Below are 13,887 nucleotides of genomic sequence, written 5' to 3'. Positions count from 1 at the left end.
TCGACATTTTTCAAAACATATTCCTTAATTTGACTTGACGTTTAGCGAGAATTGTCATAAATTTAATTCTATGAGATACAAAATGTAACAATGTGGAGGTCGTATTTCTCAGCTACTAGGACAGCAGCACTAACCGTACCAATGATCGAAGATTCAAGGGGGACTATATAATGTTGAAATTTGATGAGCAATTCCACTGCTTGGGATGCGAAAAGCTGCTGCCTTACGATGCGGCCTCCGTCCTGTTTCGAACCGGGTATTTTCGAGTGGCGCATCCGCTAGGCTGCTGCAAATCATGCGATCACGAAGGTACGGGAGAAACGCTCGACCGGGAAGCTGCTCCTGTGGCGGCAAGAGATATTTCCCAATCTCGTTTTGCCTATTACTCCATTTCCGCTTAACGTTACGGTTCCCGTCTGCTCTTTCAGCGGACAGGGCTCAATAGATAAGAGAGTTGATGAATGGATACGATTCGTATCTAAATGGGTATACAAGTAGGAAGCAGTATCAATCAATAATAAGGAGTGATGAATGTGGCAGTAGCAGGTCAGTTTTTCCATTGCGTACGATGTGAGCAGATGTTGGAGTTGCAAACGGCTGCGACTCTGTTCCAAACCGGATTTTACCGGTATTCTTATTCTTTGGGATGCTGCTGTGGCTGTACGCATACGAGGTCTGAAGCTGTATCTGATTCCATGGCTGGCGGGCTTGATCTGACTCCGCTCGCTGCGGGCGCGGTTATGTGGGATATGGGCCGTTTCGTAAGCTCTGCTCCTAACGTTTAGCTTTTCAGGCGGCCTTTCGGCCATTCGTAACTTCATCGTACCGAATCCCGGCCTCTGACAGGCCGGGATTTTTTGAATTGAATGGAAAAGCGGCTCCTCCTCGGATTGATATTTCCCCATTAAAAGTTCTGGAGCGCGGAGATGAACTATTCAGTTAGACGATGGTGGCAGTGCGGCTGCGATTTCCTTCAATGGGCCGAATGAGCTATAATGTTCTGGATATGACTGGGAAACTGTGAGGTGAGCAATCTGAGCCAGCCTATTGTACAAATTAAAGAGGTAACAAAACGAATTGGCAGCAAAACGATTATCGACAACCTGAGTCTGGATCTTCCGCAAGGAGAGGTATTCGGATTTCTCGGTCCCAACGGTTCGGGTAAAACAACGACGATCCGCATGATGGTCGGTCTGATGCGAATGAGCAAGGGTGATATTATCATCGGAGGCTCAAGCATTCGCACTGATTATGAAAAGGCGATCCGTCATGTCGGCGCAATCGTGGAAAATCCGGAGATGTACAAATATTTAACCGGATACAAGAACCTGCTCCATTATGCACGGATGGTTCCAGGCATTAGCCGCAACCGGATCGATGAGGTTATTGGGCTTGCAGGGCTGGATAAGCGGATTGACGATAAGGTCAAAACGTATTCGCTCGGCATGAGGCAAAGGCTTGGCGTTGCGCAAGCGCTTCTGCATAAGCCTTCGCTGCTCATTTTAGACGAACCGACAAACGGTCTCGATCCGGCGGGCATTCGCGAGCTTCGCGATTATCTGCGCAGGCTTGCGGCTGAAGAAGGAACGACCGTATTTGTGTCCAGCCATCTTCTCTCCGAAATGGAGCTGATGTGCGACCAGGTCGCGATTATTCAAGCAGGAAAATTAATCGATCTTCGCTCGCTTCGGCCTGGCGGCGGGGCAAGCGTTGGCGGAACAGGTCTGCCGGCTCAGGTGCTGTTCGAGGTAGATCAGCCTGACGAAGCGGCTCGGGTGCTGCAGGAGACGATTCGTACGCCGGACGGAGTGCCAGTGCGGCTGCAGGTCCGCGCGGGCGAAGGGGCAATCGTGCTCGATGCGCTGCGGGACGACATTGCGGAGCTGAATGCATTGCTGGTCGCCGGAGGCATCCGTGTGTATGCGATCCGTTCTTTGAGCAAGTCGCTTGAAGACCAGTTCCTGGAAGTGACAGGAGGGGAATCCGTTGTTTGATTTTGCCGCCCTTGTGGCGAATGAAAATATGAAAATTTTCCGGCGGGTCCGCTCCTGGATTATGCTGGGCCTGCTGGTGCTGCTGACGGCGGCGATTTCAATTATCGCTTCTGTTACGGCGAGCAGTACGATCAAGATGTGGGATATGACAAGCATGGAATTGATGATCCTAATTCCGCTGGCGAACATATTTTGCGTTATTATTGCGGCGGATATCGTGGCAAGCGAGTTCACCAACGGCACGATCAAGCTGCTGCTCATCCGTCCTTGGACGCGCAGCAAAGTGTTATTGTCGAAGTATGTGTCGCTCTTGATTTTTGTGCTGATTACATTGGCAGTCGTCTATGTATCCACCCTGCTAATTAACAGCCTCGTTTTCGGCTATGAAGGCGGCGTCATGGCACAGCAGGTTTTTGGTGTGCTGGACCCGGGGATGTCGGCGTGGTCGTACATGAACCAGTACTTTTTGCTTCAATTGGTTTCCTTCATCGTCACGGTGACGCTGGCGTTCATGATCTCCGCTGTTTTCCGCAGCAGCGCCTTGGCGATTGGCCTGTCGCTGTTCATCGTCCTGATGAGCGAGGTACTGTCCCAGCTGTTTAGTCTTGTGAATAAGCCGTGGGTAGATTATGTGCTGTTCCAGCACTTGAATCTGACCAAGTATCTCCGTATGGATGCGGCATTGGGCGGCTCTAACCAAGATATGATGACGCTCGGCTTTTCGCTTGCTGTGCTCGCCGGTTATTACATCGTCTTTATGGCGCTCTCCTGGTTCGTGTTCACGAAACGGGATGTGGCTGCTTAGGGAATTTAGGCCGCGACTGCGAGTGGGATTGGGATTAGTGTGGGATATCCTCGTAGGAATTGCGCAGGTGGCGTCGCTTAGCAATCCCCGCGCTATATTTTGAAAACCCGCAGGACATCGTCCTGCGGGTTTTATTTGGTTGTTTTTGAATGGCAAATAGAGTGAGGGATTGGCGAGTCTCCTCTTTGGGACGAAATAAGACCTTTAATAGTCTTAAAAGAGCGCGACCCCACCTTTTCGAGCGGAATAAGACCAAAAAGGGACTAAAAGGAGAGCGCTCCCACCTTTGCGAGCGGAATAAAACCAAAAAAGGTCTAAAAAGGGCACGACCGCACCTTTTCCAGCGAAATAAGACCAAAAAAGGTCTAAAAAGGGCACGCCCCCACCTTTTCGAGCGAAATAAGACCCAAAAGGTCTAAAAGGAGAGCGACCCCGCCTTTTCAAGCGAAATAAGACCAAAAAAGGACTAAAAGGAGCGAGCCCAGCGCACGAACTCATCATCTTGTACAAGATAAAACTCTAATTACAATCCAAATGACTGCGCTAAAACCCCAAATTAAAATGCTTCATTAATGTCTCTTATATATTCATATCTTGTAACACGAACATTGTTTTTAATGGGTCGAACAATCCCCTTTTCAGCAAGCAGCCTTAAATATTTTGCCGCAGTCTTTTTATTGAATCCTAGATCTCTAGCCATCATAGTAGGTGAGACGCGTCCGCTACTACTTTTTAAATAATGAATAATAATGGTTTCGTTAAAGGATCGTTTGTCATTCTCGTGTTTGTTGCGCATCGTGTACGGACCCAACAAACCCTTCAGCATCTGTCGTATAAGCGCAGGATCTTTTTGCAGGCTGTCATAGGGAATGGAGATATTCCGGTATCCGAGAGTTTGAAGGTAAATTTCGCGAAGCAGCTCTCTGTTGTAGCGGGTGCGATCCGTTTGCTGCACATGCGGCCCATAGCCCTTAACGTCGATATTAAAGCGGTGTGTTCCAGGCAACCACGCAAAATCCAAGTAACACGGAGCTCCTCTCCAGTCCAATATTTCATATTCAGGGTGCAGATCCTCAAACGATCCGAACAAAGGCCACCATATTTCTTTTAGAAAAAGAATCTCCCCATGAGCATGACCTCGTTTGAGCCGGTCTTTTCGTTCGCCCTTTCGTGCAAGAAGATGCTCATTCAGCCAAAGCTCATGGGCTTGTTCAAATCCTTCCAAGTTAAATCTATTCATAATTTTCCTCCCCGATAATTATTTTGAGTACAAAAAACGCCCTAAATCCGCATAGAGAGAAGCGCAATCCTTGATGCAAAAGGATCACGGCAACTTTCAATGGGAAATAGGACGTTCTTCGTCACATCTGAAGGTAATTGTATTCGAAATAAACATAAAATCTCAAGCTAAGAATAAGGAAACGAACAACTAGCCCGCCTGGCGGCGCTCCTTAGCGCTGTTGTCGCGGAACTCGCGAGACGTTGGGGACTCTGCGGTGTGATTTGCCCGCAGCGGAGGTTGTGCGGATCCGGAATTGAGATTGGACTCGGCATGAGAGGAGAGCGGGGAATGAACGGAGCGACCCGATGGAGCCATTCCATCTGACTGAACGGCTGAATGTGCTGCCAGTGCCGAAACTGCAGAAGGAGACGGAGTCAGTGAATCGCTCCCTGAACGTGTTGAGTTATACGAATCGCTTCTTGACTGCACCGCAGCTGCAGCGCCTGCTGTCTGAGCTTTGCTTGTCGAATGGTCCTCTGTTTTCACCGCCAAACTTGAAGCATTCGTTTGCTCAGCAGCAGCCGGCTGCTCCATCCTGCAGCTTCCGCTCAGAATGCCGCCGTCCTGTACCATTAAAGACGCAGCTGAGGCGCTGCCGAAAAGCTGCCCGCTGCTCATAATGGTTAGCCGCCCAGTTGTAACAACATCTCCAAATACTTTGCCCGAGATGGTAATGTCACGTGCGGAAATATTGGAGCGCGCCACGCCGCTTTCTCCGACGACAACATCCGCCTTGCATTCGATGTCGCCCCGAAACTCACCTTCAATGCGAAGGCTGGCTTGGCAGATCAGCGTACCTTCGGCGCGCGTTCCCTGTCCGATCAGCGTATCGGCAGCCGACCAGCGTTTATTTTCCTTGAACATGCTCCATCCCCTCCCAGTCTAGGCTCGTGCTATGTAGTATGTATTCGGCTTTGATAGGCTTCATGACTGGGGGACGAGGCTGCCAAGCATAGGAATGCTAATTTAGTTGAAGATATGGCGGGAGCTAGTAGGAGGAGCTTACACGGAGACGGCCTCAGTCATCGAAGCGGCAGCGAGTATGGTACTGGCAGAGGCCAAGAGTAAGCGAGTTAACTCATATGGCGCTCACTGCGAAAGCCTTAGCCAAGCTTGCGGCAAGCTAAGCGATCTATCGATTTATCACCAACCAAGGAACATTTCCTGTACCATGCTTGAAATTGCTTTTTGCCGTTGATACTAATAATAGAAGAAAGGCTCGATTTTAACGCTAAGAAGGTGCCTATGTGTTCTGGCTGCTCATCGCTCTCCTGATTTTTCTTTTTCAAATTTTGACGATTCTGATTCTGGAGTACCGCCAGCCGGGCAAAACTGTCGCATGGCTGCTGATTCTGTTTGTCCTTCCGGTCATCGGTTTTGTGATGTATTACTTCCTTGCAAAAGAGTACCAAAACCGCCGGACGGTGCGCCGCCGCGGGTTCATCGCCCGAGAACCGCAGCTTCTGGCGCTGCGCCAAAGCGCGCTTGTCCACCGCCCGTCCGACATGGAAAGTCCGGAGTTTCGCCACGAGGAGCGGCTGTTCAATTTGCTCAGCAGCTTTTCGGTTTTGCCGATTACCGGCTGTAACGAAACCGAGGTGCTGACGAATGCGGAAGCGACCTATGAGGCGATTTTGTCAGCGCTGGAGGCGGCCAAACATCACATTCATCTCGATTATTACACGGTCCGTCACGATGAGATAGGCTGCCGGTTTAAGGAAGTACTGATCCGCAAGGCGCACGAAGGCGTGGAAGTGCGTCTTATTTATGACGGAATTGGAAGTCTGGAGCTCAAACACGGCTACGTGCAGGAGCTGCGGCAGGCCGGAGTGGAGGCGCATTGTTTTTTGACGCCGCGCATCGCTTTTTTTGACAAACGGGTTAATTTTCGCAATCACCGGAAAATTGTCGTAGTGGACGGGACGGTCGGGTTTGTGGGCGGCATTAACATCGGGGACGAATATTTGGGTAAAAATCCGAAGCTTGGCTTTTGGCGCGACACGCACATGAAGCTGGTCGGGGACAGCGTGTATTATTTGCAGCTTGTCTTTATGAGAGACTGGTGGTTCACAGCTCGCGAGAAGCTGCAAAAGCCGGAGTACTTGCCAAAACATGAGTGCAAGGGCAATGAACAGGTGCAAATTGTCGCCAGCGGCCCGGATACGAGCTCCGACACGATTTTGGAGGGTGTATTTTCGGCAATTAGCGCGGCAAAAGAGAAGGTGTACATCGCAACGCCGTATTTCATTCCCGATCCGAGCGTACTGATGAGCCTGCGGACGGCGGCGCTGAGCGGGGTCGATGTCCGGATTATTTTGCCGCATCATTCGGATTCAAGGCTGGTGCTGTTTTCATCGCTGTCCTATGTGCAGGATATGCTGGAGGCGGGGGTGCGTATTTTCCGCTACCGTAAAGGGTTTATTCATGCCAAAGTCATGATCGTGGACCGTCTGATGGCGTCCGTGGGGACGGCAAATATGGATATGCGCAGCTTTTTCAGCAACTTTGAAATTAACGCCCATCTTTACAGCGCCAAGGCGATCCAGCGGCTGGAGGAGGATTTCCAGGCGGATCTTGACGAGTGTTACGAGCTGAGCCTGCATGAATTCGAGAAACGTCCGGTCCGGCAAAAGGCAGCCGAGGTCATTGCCCATATGCTGTCGCCTCTCCTGTAAAAAGGGCAGTTACTTGCGGCGCAAAAACTCCAGTATTGGCCGAAGCCGCTGTTTAGGAGCTTGCTGAAGCAGGTCGCCCCGTTCCGCCAGCCGTTCGGCGATGTTGAGCAGATGAAAGTCGCGCGGCTGAGCCCCGGCGGAAATTTCCTCCCACGTCAACGGAGTGGATACGGTCGCGGCTTTTTTGGCCCGTGGCGTATACGGAGCGGCGATCGTTTTGCCCGCATAATGCTGCAGGTAGTCGAAGTAAATAAGATCGCCTCTGTTTTTTTTAAGCCGCTCGACAGTGAACAGCTTCGGCAGCTTCTGCGCCATAAACTCTCCGACAAATTGGCCGATGAATCGGAGCTCGTCGAAGCTTAGCCTGTCCTCCAAAGGCACGATAATTTGCACACCGGTAGCGCCGCTTGTTTTGGGAATGGATTGAATGCCAAGGGCAGCGAGCTGCTCCCCAACAAACGCGGCTGCTTCCATAATGCGAGGCTCCTCCTCCAGCGTCGGGTCCAGATCGATAACCCATTCCGTCGGATGATCGGCATCTTCCGCCTGCTCAAACGATGCGTGAAATTCCAGACATGCCAGGTTGCCAAGCCAAATCAAGGTCGGAAGCGAGTCCAGTACAACATACTCAATGCCGCCGCTGCTGCGGGTCCGCACGAAGGATGGCCGCGGCTCGGGGCAATTTTTTTGATAAAAATATTTATCGTGAATTCCATGCGGATATCGGATCGTCGTCAGATGCCGGTTTCGGCAGTGATGGATTAAGTAGGGGGAAAGCTGGATCAGCTTTTCCAAAAACATCAGCTTCGTCACGCCGGCCTCGGGCCATAACGGCTTAGACGGATTCGTAATCGTCAGCGTCTCACCTTCGATGACGAGGATGCCTTTTTCCGGTTTTGTTTTTACGGCCATGCGGGTGGTCACCTCCTTGTGCGGGTGCTTGCTGGGTGGTGGTTAGATGTACTGATTGAGCTCGGCGAGCGAAATAAGGGCGTCAAACGCCCTTAAGGAGCGCGGAAATGCGCTCGCCTAAGTAGCCCGCTCAACGCCCTGTTAACCTTTGCGGCCGAAGCCGGCCAGCTTCGGGTGGCGCAGCTGCCCGGCCTCGGTAATTTCCAGCCCCGTCACGGTGCAAGGAATCGGCTGCTCCAGCCACACGATCCGCTCCCCTTTGAGATCGGGATGCAGCCCGGCAAAAGGCATCTCGCCGTATTGGCTGCCGCCGTTTGCAAAGGCGTCCTCCGGCACAAAACGGGACGTCAATAACGTCCGCATTTCCCCGGTCAGTCCTAGCGAAACGCTCCCAAAATAATCCCCATCCAGGCTCATTATCAGGCTGGCGGTTTGGCCTTCCCGTACCTTTAAACCAACGATATCAACGTCTACGAGCAGCGCGGTTTTCGTTTTGAGCCAATCCCGGTGTTTTTTGTCCTCGCGGTAGGTCGAATCAAGCCGTTTGCTGACAACGCCTTCCCAGCGCACCGCTTTAACCCAGCGCCATAACGCATCCCCGTCTACATATAGCTCGGTGACAAGCAGGCCAGCAGGCAGCAAGGAGCCCATCTTTAACAGCACTTTGTGACGCTGCACATAGGGCAGAGGCCGCAAGTCGGCCGCTCCGAGGCGGAGAATATCGAATAGAACGAAGACTAGCCCAGGTGGAGCCGAAAAAATGCCGTCTGCATTAGGTAACCCGGATGGCGGTGTACTGCCGGTAGAGGCCCCTTTTTTACGACGTTCTTCTGAAGCGGGCAAAGTTTCGCCAAGCTCGCCCCCGTCTAGCTCAACCCCGCCAAGTTCGCCGGAACTGCCTTCAAATATTCCCTCACCCCGCCAAGGAGCGGTTCCGGGATCCGGGTGGCGAAGCTCCGTCATGACGGAGCTGCCGCCATAACCCCGCGTCCGCTCGCGCAGCAGCACGCGCTGAAAGCTGGGACGCTCTCCCGTCCAGCTGATCAGCTCGCCGTCGAGCACACAGGGACCGAGCGTTAAAGCGCAGCTCTCCAGTAATGCTGTCAGCTCGGGATAGATTTCGTTTTTGAACAAGCCTTGGCGCGAGAGCAGCAGCACGCGGCCGTCCTTGCCGATAACAGCCAGCAGCCGGACGCCGTCCCATTTGAGCTGATAACCCCAATTATCCCCAACGGGCAGCTTCGCAGCGCTCACGGGCGCCATCGGAACGCCAAGCTCAGGCGGAAAAGCTGCTTTCGGAGCTTTCATCTAGGAAGCGCCGATATCCTTTTTCTTTTTGGCGCGCGGTTTGACCGCTTTTTTGGGGGCTTTGTCCTCATCAGAAGCAACCGATTTTTTCTTTTTGCTGGCTGGGGTTCCAGGGTCAGTTATCGGCAGCGCCGCCGGAGCTTTGCCCGATTCGAGGCTTGCCTGCAGCGCAGCCATCAGGTCCAGCACATGTCCGGGCTCCTGGCTCGGAGCAACGGTTACATCTTCTCCGGCAATTTTTCCCTGAATCATATCGTGCATGGCGGTGCGGTAGTCGTCCGTGTATTTTTCAGGCTCGAACGGCGTGGACAGCTGGTCAATCAGCAGCTTGGCCATAGTCAGTTCCTTCTCGTTGACCGCCACGGCCCCGGGCAAATTCGGCACCTGCTGCACGGAACGGATCTCATCGGGATAAAAGATCGTTTCCATCGCCAAACAGCCTTCCTCCAGCACGCGGATTGCCGCAAGGCTGCTTTTGGCGCGGATTGAGATTTTTGCAATACCGATTTTGCCGGACTGCTTCATTGCCTCCATGAGCAGCGAGTAAGCGCCGCCTCCAGCCTGATCCGGGGACAGATAGTATGTTTTCTGAAAATAAATCGGATCAATCTCTTCCAGCGCGACAAAATCGAGAATTTGAATCGTTTTGGATTTTTCGCCAGCGACCTGCTCCAGCTCTTCCTTGCTGAACGTGACGTAGCGGCCTTTTTCGTACTCGTACCCTTTCACGATTTCGTCCCATTCAATTTTTTTGTCGCAGACGGGACATTCCCGCACGTAGGCAATAGGGCTGCCGCAAACGGAATGCAGCATTCGCAGCGAAATATCCTTATCTTCCGTAGCGGAAAACATTTTGACCGGAACGTGGACCAGTCCAAAGCTTATCGCGCCTTTCCACACCGTATGCACTGTTTCGTCAGGCCTCCTTGCGCCGGAGCAACCGGCGTATTCGTTGCTTTCAGTGTGTGTTGCCGCCGCTCATCCCATGCATGAAGCCCTCAAGGGGCGGGCATATTTGTTCTAGGGCTGGATGCAGCCGTTACTCGCGAATGAACGATGCGAAAGGAGGTTGAAGCATCATGAAGGAAGAGGATATCCGCCGCAAGCTGGAGCAGGAGCTGGACAGCCGGCATATGCTTGCCAGCGCCAGAGACGACAAGAGCCTGGCCGATTTGAGCTCAGAAATGAGCACGGAGCTGGACGGCTCGCTGGAGCAGGGCGGCGCGCGCAGCGTGACGGACGCCGGGGTCGGCGTAACAGGCGATCATGGCGGGCGTGTGGATTACGAAATGGATATCGATCGGATGGTTGGCGAAGGGCTTGGCGGAGGCCAAGTGACGATTCACAACGGCCATATCGGCGAATCGACAACCGATACGATGATGCTGAGGGAGGATATCGGCCTGCCGGCGGAGCCGGAGAACGAGCCTTCAGAGCAGCTCGGACGGATTAAAGGCCAATTAATGGCCGATTAAAATGAGTGAAGCGAAAAGGGAGAGAGTATGAATGGACGTTAAACGCGCGATGGAGATTTACAGCTCGTCGGAAATGTTCCCCGTACACTTAGGAGGGCATTCCGTCTGGATTGAAAATGTGGATGAGTCCAACGGAATGGCTACCGTACAGGTCGGCACGACGCCTCAAAACACGCAAACGGTATCCGTTGATCAGCTGCATGAGGGCAAGCCGGAGCGGGAGAACTAAGCCGAACACAGCAGCAGCTAAAATAAAAAGCGCCGTCGTCCTTGGCCTTTCGGCACCAGGACCGGCGCTCTTCGTGTTTGCGGTTAGGTTTTACTTGCGTCTGCGGTTTGCGTGTCCAAAGCAATCTTGTTGAATCCAGTGCATGCTGCCTCTGTGAAGCCTTCTGCTTCGCGGCGGCTTTTTGGCGTTTGCTCGACATTGTAGCATCTCCTCCATGGTTTCATTTAACCGGAATCCGGTCTAGGATGCAAATCCAAAAATACATATAAAAGTGGAGGAGAACAAGCTGAAGCTCCGAAAATTTGTTAGAAATCGAGAGAAAACGAGATAACTGAACATAACAAGCAATAACTGAGGATATAATCACTTTTGCGGAGAAATTTTGCCTAAAATGGTCGAAAATCCTTTAATTTCGTTCGAAGTTACTTTATAATTAGAAGTATAGATAAATAGAGAGGGAGTGAGGGGTTATGGCTGCGGCACATGGACAGCATTTAAAGCTGCCGATGATTGAGATAGTGAAAAGGATTGTCTTTCTGACAATCGGCGCAATTCTGATGGCTGTCGGACTGGAGATTTTTCTCGTTCCGAACAACATTATTGACGGCGGTATTACCGGCATTTCCATCATACTTTCGTATCTTACCGATATACCGCTCGGACTTTTTCTCTTCATTTTGAACCTTCCGTTTCTGTTTCTCGGATATAAGCAGATCGGCAAAACGTTCGCACTTTCCACGCTGTACGGGATTAGCATCATGTCTCTGACAACGTTTCTCCTTCACTCCGTTGATCCGCTGACCATTGATGAATTCCTTGCTTCCATTTTTGGCGGCATGGTGCTTGGCACGGGCGTAGGCCTTGTCATTCGTTTTGGCGGTTCGCTGGACGGAACGGAGATCGTTGCAATCCTGTTTTCCAAAAAGCTTCCGTTCTCCGTCGGCGAAATTGTCATGTTCGTCAATCTGTTCATTTTGACTAGCGCAGGTTTCGTCTTCTCCTGGGACCGGGCGATGTACTCGCTGATTGCTTACTATATCGCATATAAAATGATTGATATCGTCATCGAGGGCTTCGACGAGTCGAAGGCGGCGTGGATCATCAGCGACGAATACCGGGACATCGGCGAGGCGATCATGAGCCGTCTCGGACGCGGCGTAACGTACCTCAATGGCGAGGGCGGCTTTACCGGCGGCGAGAAAAAGGTCATTTTTGTCGTCATCACCCGTCTGGAGGAAGCAAAGCTCAAATCAATCGTAACCGATATGGATTCTGCGGCGTTTCTCGCTGTAGGCAATATCCATGATGTGAAGGGCGGCCGCTTCAAAAAGCGGGACATCCACTAAAGAGCTTCACTCGATATCGTACATCCGTCGCTCTAATACAAGGGTGGATGGAGGCAGTAAGCCTCGGCCGGGCAACAGCCCGCAGCCGGGGCTTTTTGCTTGTGGAAAGGGAAGAGAGTCGTCCGGTTGCGGCAGCAGAGGGCGGCCGATATAATGGGAACAAGCTTCCATGAACGGATGCAGCATGGCAGAGAGCAGGGTGGAACAGATGATGGATGAAACGGCCGAGGTGTTATGGAGCGCAGACAGCGAAGCGGACACAGTAAAGCTGGCCCAATGGCTGGCCCTGCACGCTGAGCCTGGCACGCTCATAACGCTGGACGGCGATCTTGGCGCGGGCAAAACAAGGTTTTCGCAGGCTTTTGCCGCAGGACTCGGCGTGAAGGGCGTGGTTAATAGTCCGACCTTTACGATTATAAAAGAGTATGAAAGCGGCAGGCTGCCGCTTTATCATATGGATGTATACCGGTTGTCTACGCCGGAAGCGGATGAGCTTGGGCTGGACGATTATTTTTACGGCGAGGGCGTGTCGCTTGTGGAATGGGCGAGTCTCATTCCCGAGCTGCTGCCGCAGGAGCGGCTTGAGATTCGCTTAACTCATCTGGGAGGCGAACAGAGGAGCATAACGCTTCGCGGCATGGGCAGCCGTTACTCAGCCTGGTGCCGGGAGCTTGCCGGTATGCCGGAAGGAGGCGGAAAAGCATGATCGAGGACGACAAGGGACGTCTGACGGAGCAGGTTGCGGTTCAGCCGGGCGGATTGGAGCCGGATAACGATACGCTCATGCTGGCGCTTGATACGTCGACGCCGGTTCTGGCGGCGGCGCTTATGCGCGGGGGGCAGCTGCTCGGCAGCGTGCAATCGCCTGCGGAGCGCAACCATTCCGCGCATGCGGTGCCAGCTGTGGACAAGCTGCTGCGGGAGGCCGGCGTGGACGGCTCGCAGCTGGGAGGCATTGCGGCGGGACAAGGCCCCGGCTCCTACACCGGAGTCCGTATTGCTGCGTCTATTGCCAAAACGCTCGCTTGGACATGGGGAGTGCCGCTGCTCGGCGTATCCTCGCTGGAGAGCTTGGCGGTTGGCGCTTGGCATGCCGCGCAGACGGCGAGAGCCGGAGAAGCTATAGCAGATATGGACTCCGTAGCAGGGGAGCCCGCTGCAGAGCAAACGCCGGGAGCGGCATTGCCGCTGCCGATGCCAAACAGCTGGGTCGTGCCGCTGCTTGATGCGCGCCGAGGGCAAGTGTACACGGCGCTTTTTGCCGCCGGCGGGACGGCAGTTAGCGGCCAAGCGCCGCTTGGCGCTGGAGCGTCCGCAGCAAGCGGGAAGGTGCCGCATGCGGCTGTCGCATCCGTTGCAAACGTCCAAGCCCCGCTTGCCGCTGACACTTCCGCGGCAAACGTCCAAGCTCAGTTTGCTTCCGATGCATCCGTTGCAAACGGGGAAGCGCAACTTGCCCAAGCAGGAGCGCCTCTGCAAGCGGCTAGTCTGCCGCTAAACGCGCCATGGAGCCGGCTGGAGCCAGACGGGCTGCGGCTGGCGGAGCCTTGGGCGGCCGCTTTGGCCGAGCGGTTGGAGGCCGTGCAGCCAGCCGACCGGCCCGAAGCTCTTGTTTTCACAGGAGATTTGGACAAACATGAGGCAGCTATCCAGCAGCTGGAGCAGCTGGTTAGCGAGAAGCGGTTAGAGGTTGCTGTCTTCAGACAGCCGCATACGATGGACGGGGGTTCCGTAGCCTGGCTGGGGAGACGGCGCCTTGCCGGAGGTGAAGCTGATGATGCGCACGGATTTGTTCCTAACTACACGCAGCTGGCTGAGGCGGAAGCTAAATTACTGGAAAAACCCCGGGAGGCGTAGAACG

Annotated in this window: 15 protein-coding genes; 10 read left to right on the top strand and 5 right to left on the bottom strand. The window is 53.3% G+C overall.

The window, feature by feature from the left end:
• The first annotated feature begins 170 nt into the window (after nt 1-170).
• From M3223_RS17295 to M3223_RS17280, 4 genes are all read left to right on the top strand, one after another.
• Nucleotides 171-401 carry a hypothetical protein gene (locus tag M3223_RS17295; RefSeq protein WP_251563808.1) on the top strand — a complete coding sequence of 77 codons (231 nt, stop codon included), beginning with the start codon at nt 171-173 and terminating at the stop codon, nt 399-401.
• Nucleotides 402-578: 177 nt separating this feature from the next.
• Nucleotides 579-785 (top strand): hypothetical protein, encoded by a 207-nt coding sequence (locus M3223_RS17290; protein ID WP_251563805.1) that lies wholly within the window; start codon nt 579-581, stop codon nt 783-785.
• Nucleotides 786-1,034: 249 nt separating this feature from the next.
• On the top strand, nt 1,035-1,994 hold the full coding sequence (locus M3223_RS17285) for an ABC transporter ATP-binding protein (protein ID WP_251563931.1): 960 nt from the start codon (nt 1,035-1,037) through the stop codon (nt 1,992-1,994).
• On the top strand, nt 1,987-2,799 hold the full coding sequence (locus M3223_RS17280) for an ABC transporter permease (protein ID WP_251563803.1): 813 nt from the start codon (nt 1,987-1,989) through the stop codon (nt 2,797-2,799). The genes M3223_RS17285 and M3223_RS17280 overlap by 8 nt, the downstream gene beginning before the upstream one ends.
• 556 nt (nt 2,800-3,355) lie before the next feature.
• Here M3223_RS17280 and M3223_RS17275 read toward each other — a convergent pair.
• Entirely contained in the window at nt 3,356-4,039 is a 684-nt protein-coding gene (locus tag M3223_RS17275; RefSeq protein WP_251563801.1) for a hypothetical protein, read from the bottom strand.
• Nucleotides 4,040-4,228: 189 nt separating this feature from the next.
• On the bottom strand, nt 4,229-4,945 hold the full coding sequence (locus M3223_RS17270; RefSeq protein ID WP_251563799.1) for a bactofilin family protein: 717 nt from the start codon (nt 4,943-4,945) through the stop codon (nt 4,229-4,231).
• Between the two features lie 383 nt (nt 4,946-5,328).
• Between M3223_RS17270 and cls the strand changes: the two genes are divergently transcribed.
• A complete protein-coding gene (gene cls / locus M3223_RS17265) occupies nt 5,329-6,756 on the top strand; it encodes a cardiolipin synthase (RefSeq protein ID WP_251563797.1) in 1,428 nt (475 codons plus the stop codon).
• A gap of 9 nt (nt 6,757-6,765) precedes the next feature.
• Here cls and ligD read toward each other — a convergent pair whose 3' ends face one another.
• The 3 genes from ligD to M3223_RS17250 all read right to left on the bottom strand — a co-directional run bounded on the left by ligD (nt 6,766) and on the right by M3223_RS17250 (nt 9,885).
• On the bottom strand, nt 6,766-7,668 hold the full coding sequence (gene ligD / locus M3223_RS17260) for a non-homologous end-joining DNA ligase (RefSeq protein WP_251563795.1): 903 nt from the start codon (nt 7,666-7,668) through the stop codon (nt 6,766-6,768).
• A 141-nt stretch (nt 7,669-7,809) separates the two neighbouring features.
• The gene (locus M3223_RS17255) at nt 7,810-8,976 is read right to left on the bottom strand and encodes a hypothetical protein (protein ID WP_251563793.1); all 1,167 of its coding nucleotides are present in this window, start codon (nt 8,974-8,976) and stop codon (nt 7,810-7,812) included.
• Nucleotides 8,977-9,885, bottom strand: a complete 909-nt coding sequence (locus M3223_RS17250) for a Ku protein (RefSeq protein ID WP_251563791.1) — start codon at nt 9,883-9,885, stop codon at nt 8,977-8,979.
• A gap of 380 nt (nt 9,886-10,265) precedes the next feature.
• On the opposite strand from M3223_RS17250, the gene M3223_RS24660 reads away from it, so the two are divergent.
• From M3223_RS24660 to tsaB, 5 genes are all read left to right on the top strand, one after another.
• Complete coding sequence (locus tag M3223_RS24660) at nt 10,266-10,451, top strand: hypothetical protein (protein ID WP_251563929.1); 186 nt, start codon at nt 10,266-10,268, stop codon at nt 10,449-10,451.
• A gap of 31 nt (nt 10,452-10,482) precedes the next feature.
• On the top strand, nt 10,483-10,680 hold the full coding sequence (locus tag M3223_RS17240; RefSeq protein WP_251563790.1) for an H-type small acid-soluble spore protein: 198 nt from the start codon (nt 10,483-10,485) through the stop codon (nt 10,678-10,680).
• 470 nt (nt 10,681-11,150) lie between these two features.
• Nucleotides 11,151-12,026 (top strand): YitT family protein, encoded by an 876-nt coding sequence (locus tag M3223_RS17235; RefSeq protein ID WP_251563788.1) that lies wholly within the window; start codon nt 11,151-11,153, stop codon nt 12,024-12,026.
• A gap of 211 nt (nt 12,027-12,237) precedes the next feature.
• Complete coding sequence (gene tsaE / locus M3223_RS17230; RefSeq protein ID WP_251563927.1) at nt 12,238-12,732, top strand: tRNA (adenosine(37)-N6)-threonylcarbamoyltransferase complex ATPase subunit type 1 TsaE; 495 nt, start codon at nt 12,238-12,240, stop codon at nt 12,730-12,732.
• Nucleotides 12,729-13,883: a tRNA (adenosine(37)-N6)-threonylcarbamoyltransferase complex dimerization subunit type 1 TsaB gene (gene tsaB / locus M3223_RS17225; protein WP_251563786.1), complete on the top strand. Its 1,155-nt coding sequence runs from the start codon at nt 12,729-12,731 to the stop codon at nt 13,881-13,883. The genes tsaE and tsaB overlap by 4 nt, the downstream gene beginning before the upstream one ends.
• The last annotated feature ends 4 nt before the right edge of the window (nt 13,884-13,887 follow it).

Source organism: Paenibacillus pasadenensis (assembly GCF_023715725.1).
GTDB classification, from domain to species: Bacteria; Bacillota; Bacilli; order Paenibacillales; family Paenibacillaceae; genus Paenibacillus_O; species Paenibacillus_O pasadenensis_A.
This window is presented reverse-complemented; position numbering and strand designations above follow the sequence as displayed.

What these genes read in the sequence shown, in the direction of transcription:
- M3223_RS17295 (WP_251563808.1), top strand. Translation starts at nt 171, where the DNA reads ATGTTGAAATTTGATGAGCAATTCCACTGCTTGGGATGCGAAAAGCTG.
- M3223_RS17290 (WP_251563805.1), top strand. Translation starts at nt 579, where the DNA reads ATGTTGGAGTTGCAAACGGCTGCGACTCTGTTCCAAACCGGATTTTAC.
- M3223_RS17275 (WP_251563801.1), bottom strand. Translation starts at nt 4,039, where the DNA reads ATGAATAGATTTAACTTGGAAGGATTTGAACAAGCCCATGAGCTTTGG.
- M3223_RS17270 (WP_251563799.1), bottom strand. Translation starts at nt 4,945, where the DNA reads ATGTTCAAGGAAAATAAACGCTGGTCGGCTGCCGATACGCTGATCGGA.
- ligD (WP_251563795.1), bottom strand. Translation starts at nt 7,668, where the DNA reads ATGGCCGTAAAAACAAAACCGGAAAAAGGCATCCTCGTCATCGAAGGT.
- M3223_RS17255 (WP_251563793.1), bottom strand. Translation starts at nt 8,976, where the DNA reads ATGAAAGCTCCGAAAGCAGCTTTTCCGCCTGAGCTTGGCGTTCCGATG.
- M3223_RS24660 (WP_251563929.1), top strand. Translation starts at nt 10,266, where the DNA reads ATGGATATCGATCGGATGGTTGGCGAAGGGCTTGGCGGAGGCCAAGTG.
- M3223_RS17240 (WP_251563790.1), top strand. Translation starts at nt 10,483, where the DNA reads ATGGACGTTAAACGCGCGATGGAGATTTACAGCTCGTCGGAAATGTTC.
- M3223_RS17235 (WP_251563788.1), top strand. Translation starts at nt 11,151, where the DNA reads ATGGCTGCGGCACATGGACAGCATTTAAAGCTGCCGATGATTGAGATA.
- tsaE (WP_251563927.1), top strand. Translation starts at nt 12,238, where the DNA reads ATGGATGAAACGGCCGAGGTGTTATGGAGCGCAGACAGCGAAGCGGAC.
- tsaB (WP_251563786.1), top strand. Translation starts at nt 12,729, where the DNA reads ATGATCGAGGACGACAAGGGACGTCTGACGGAGCAGGTTGCGGTTCAG.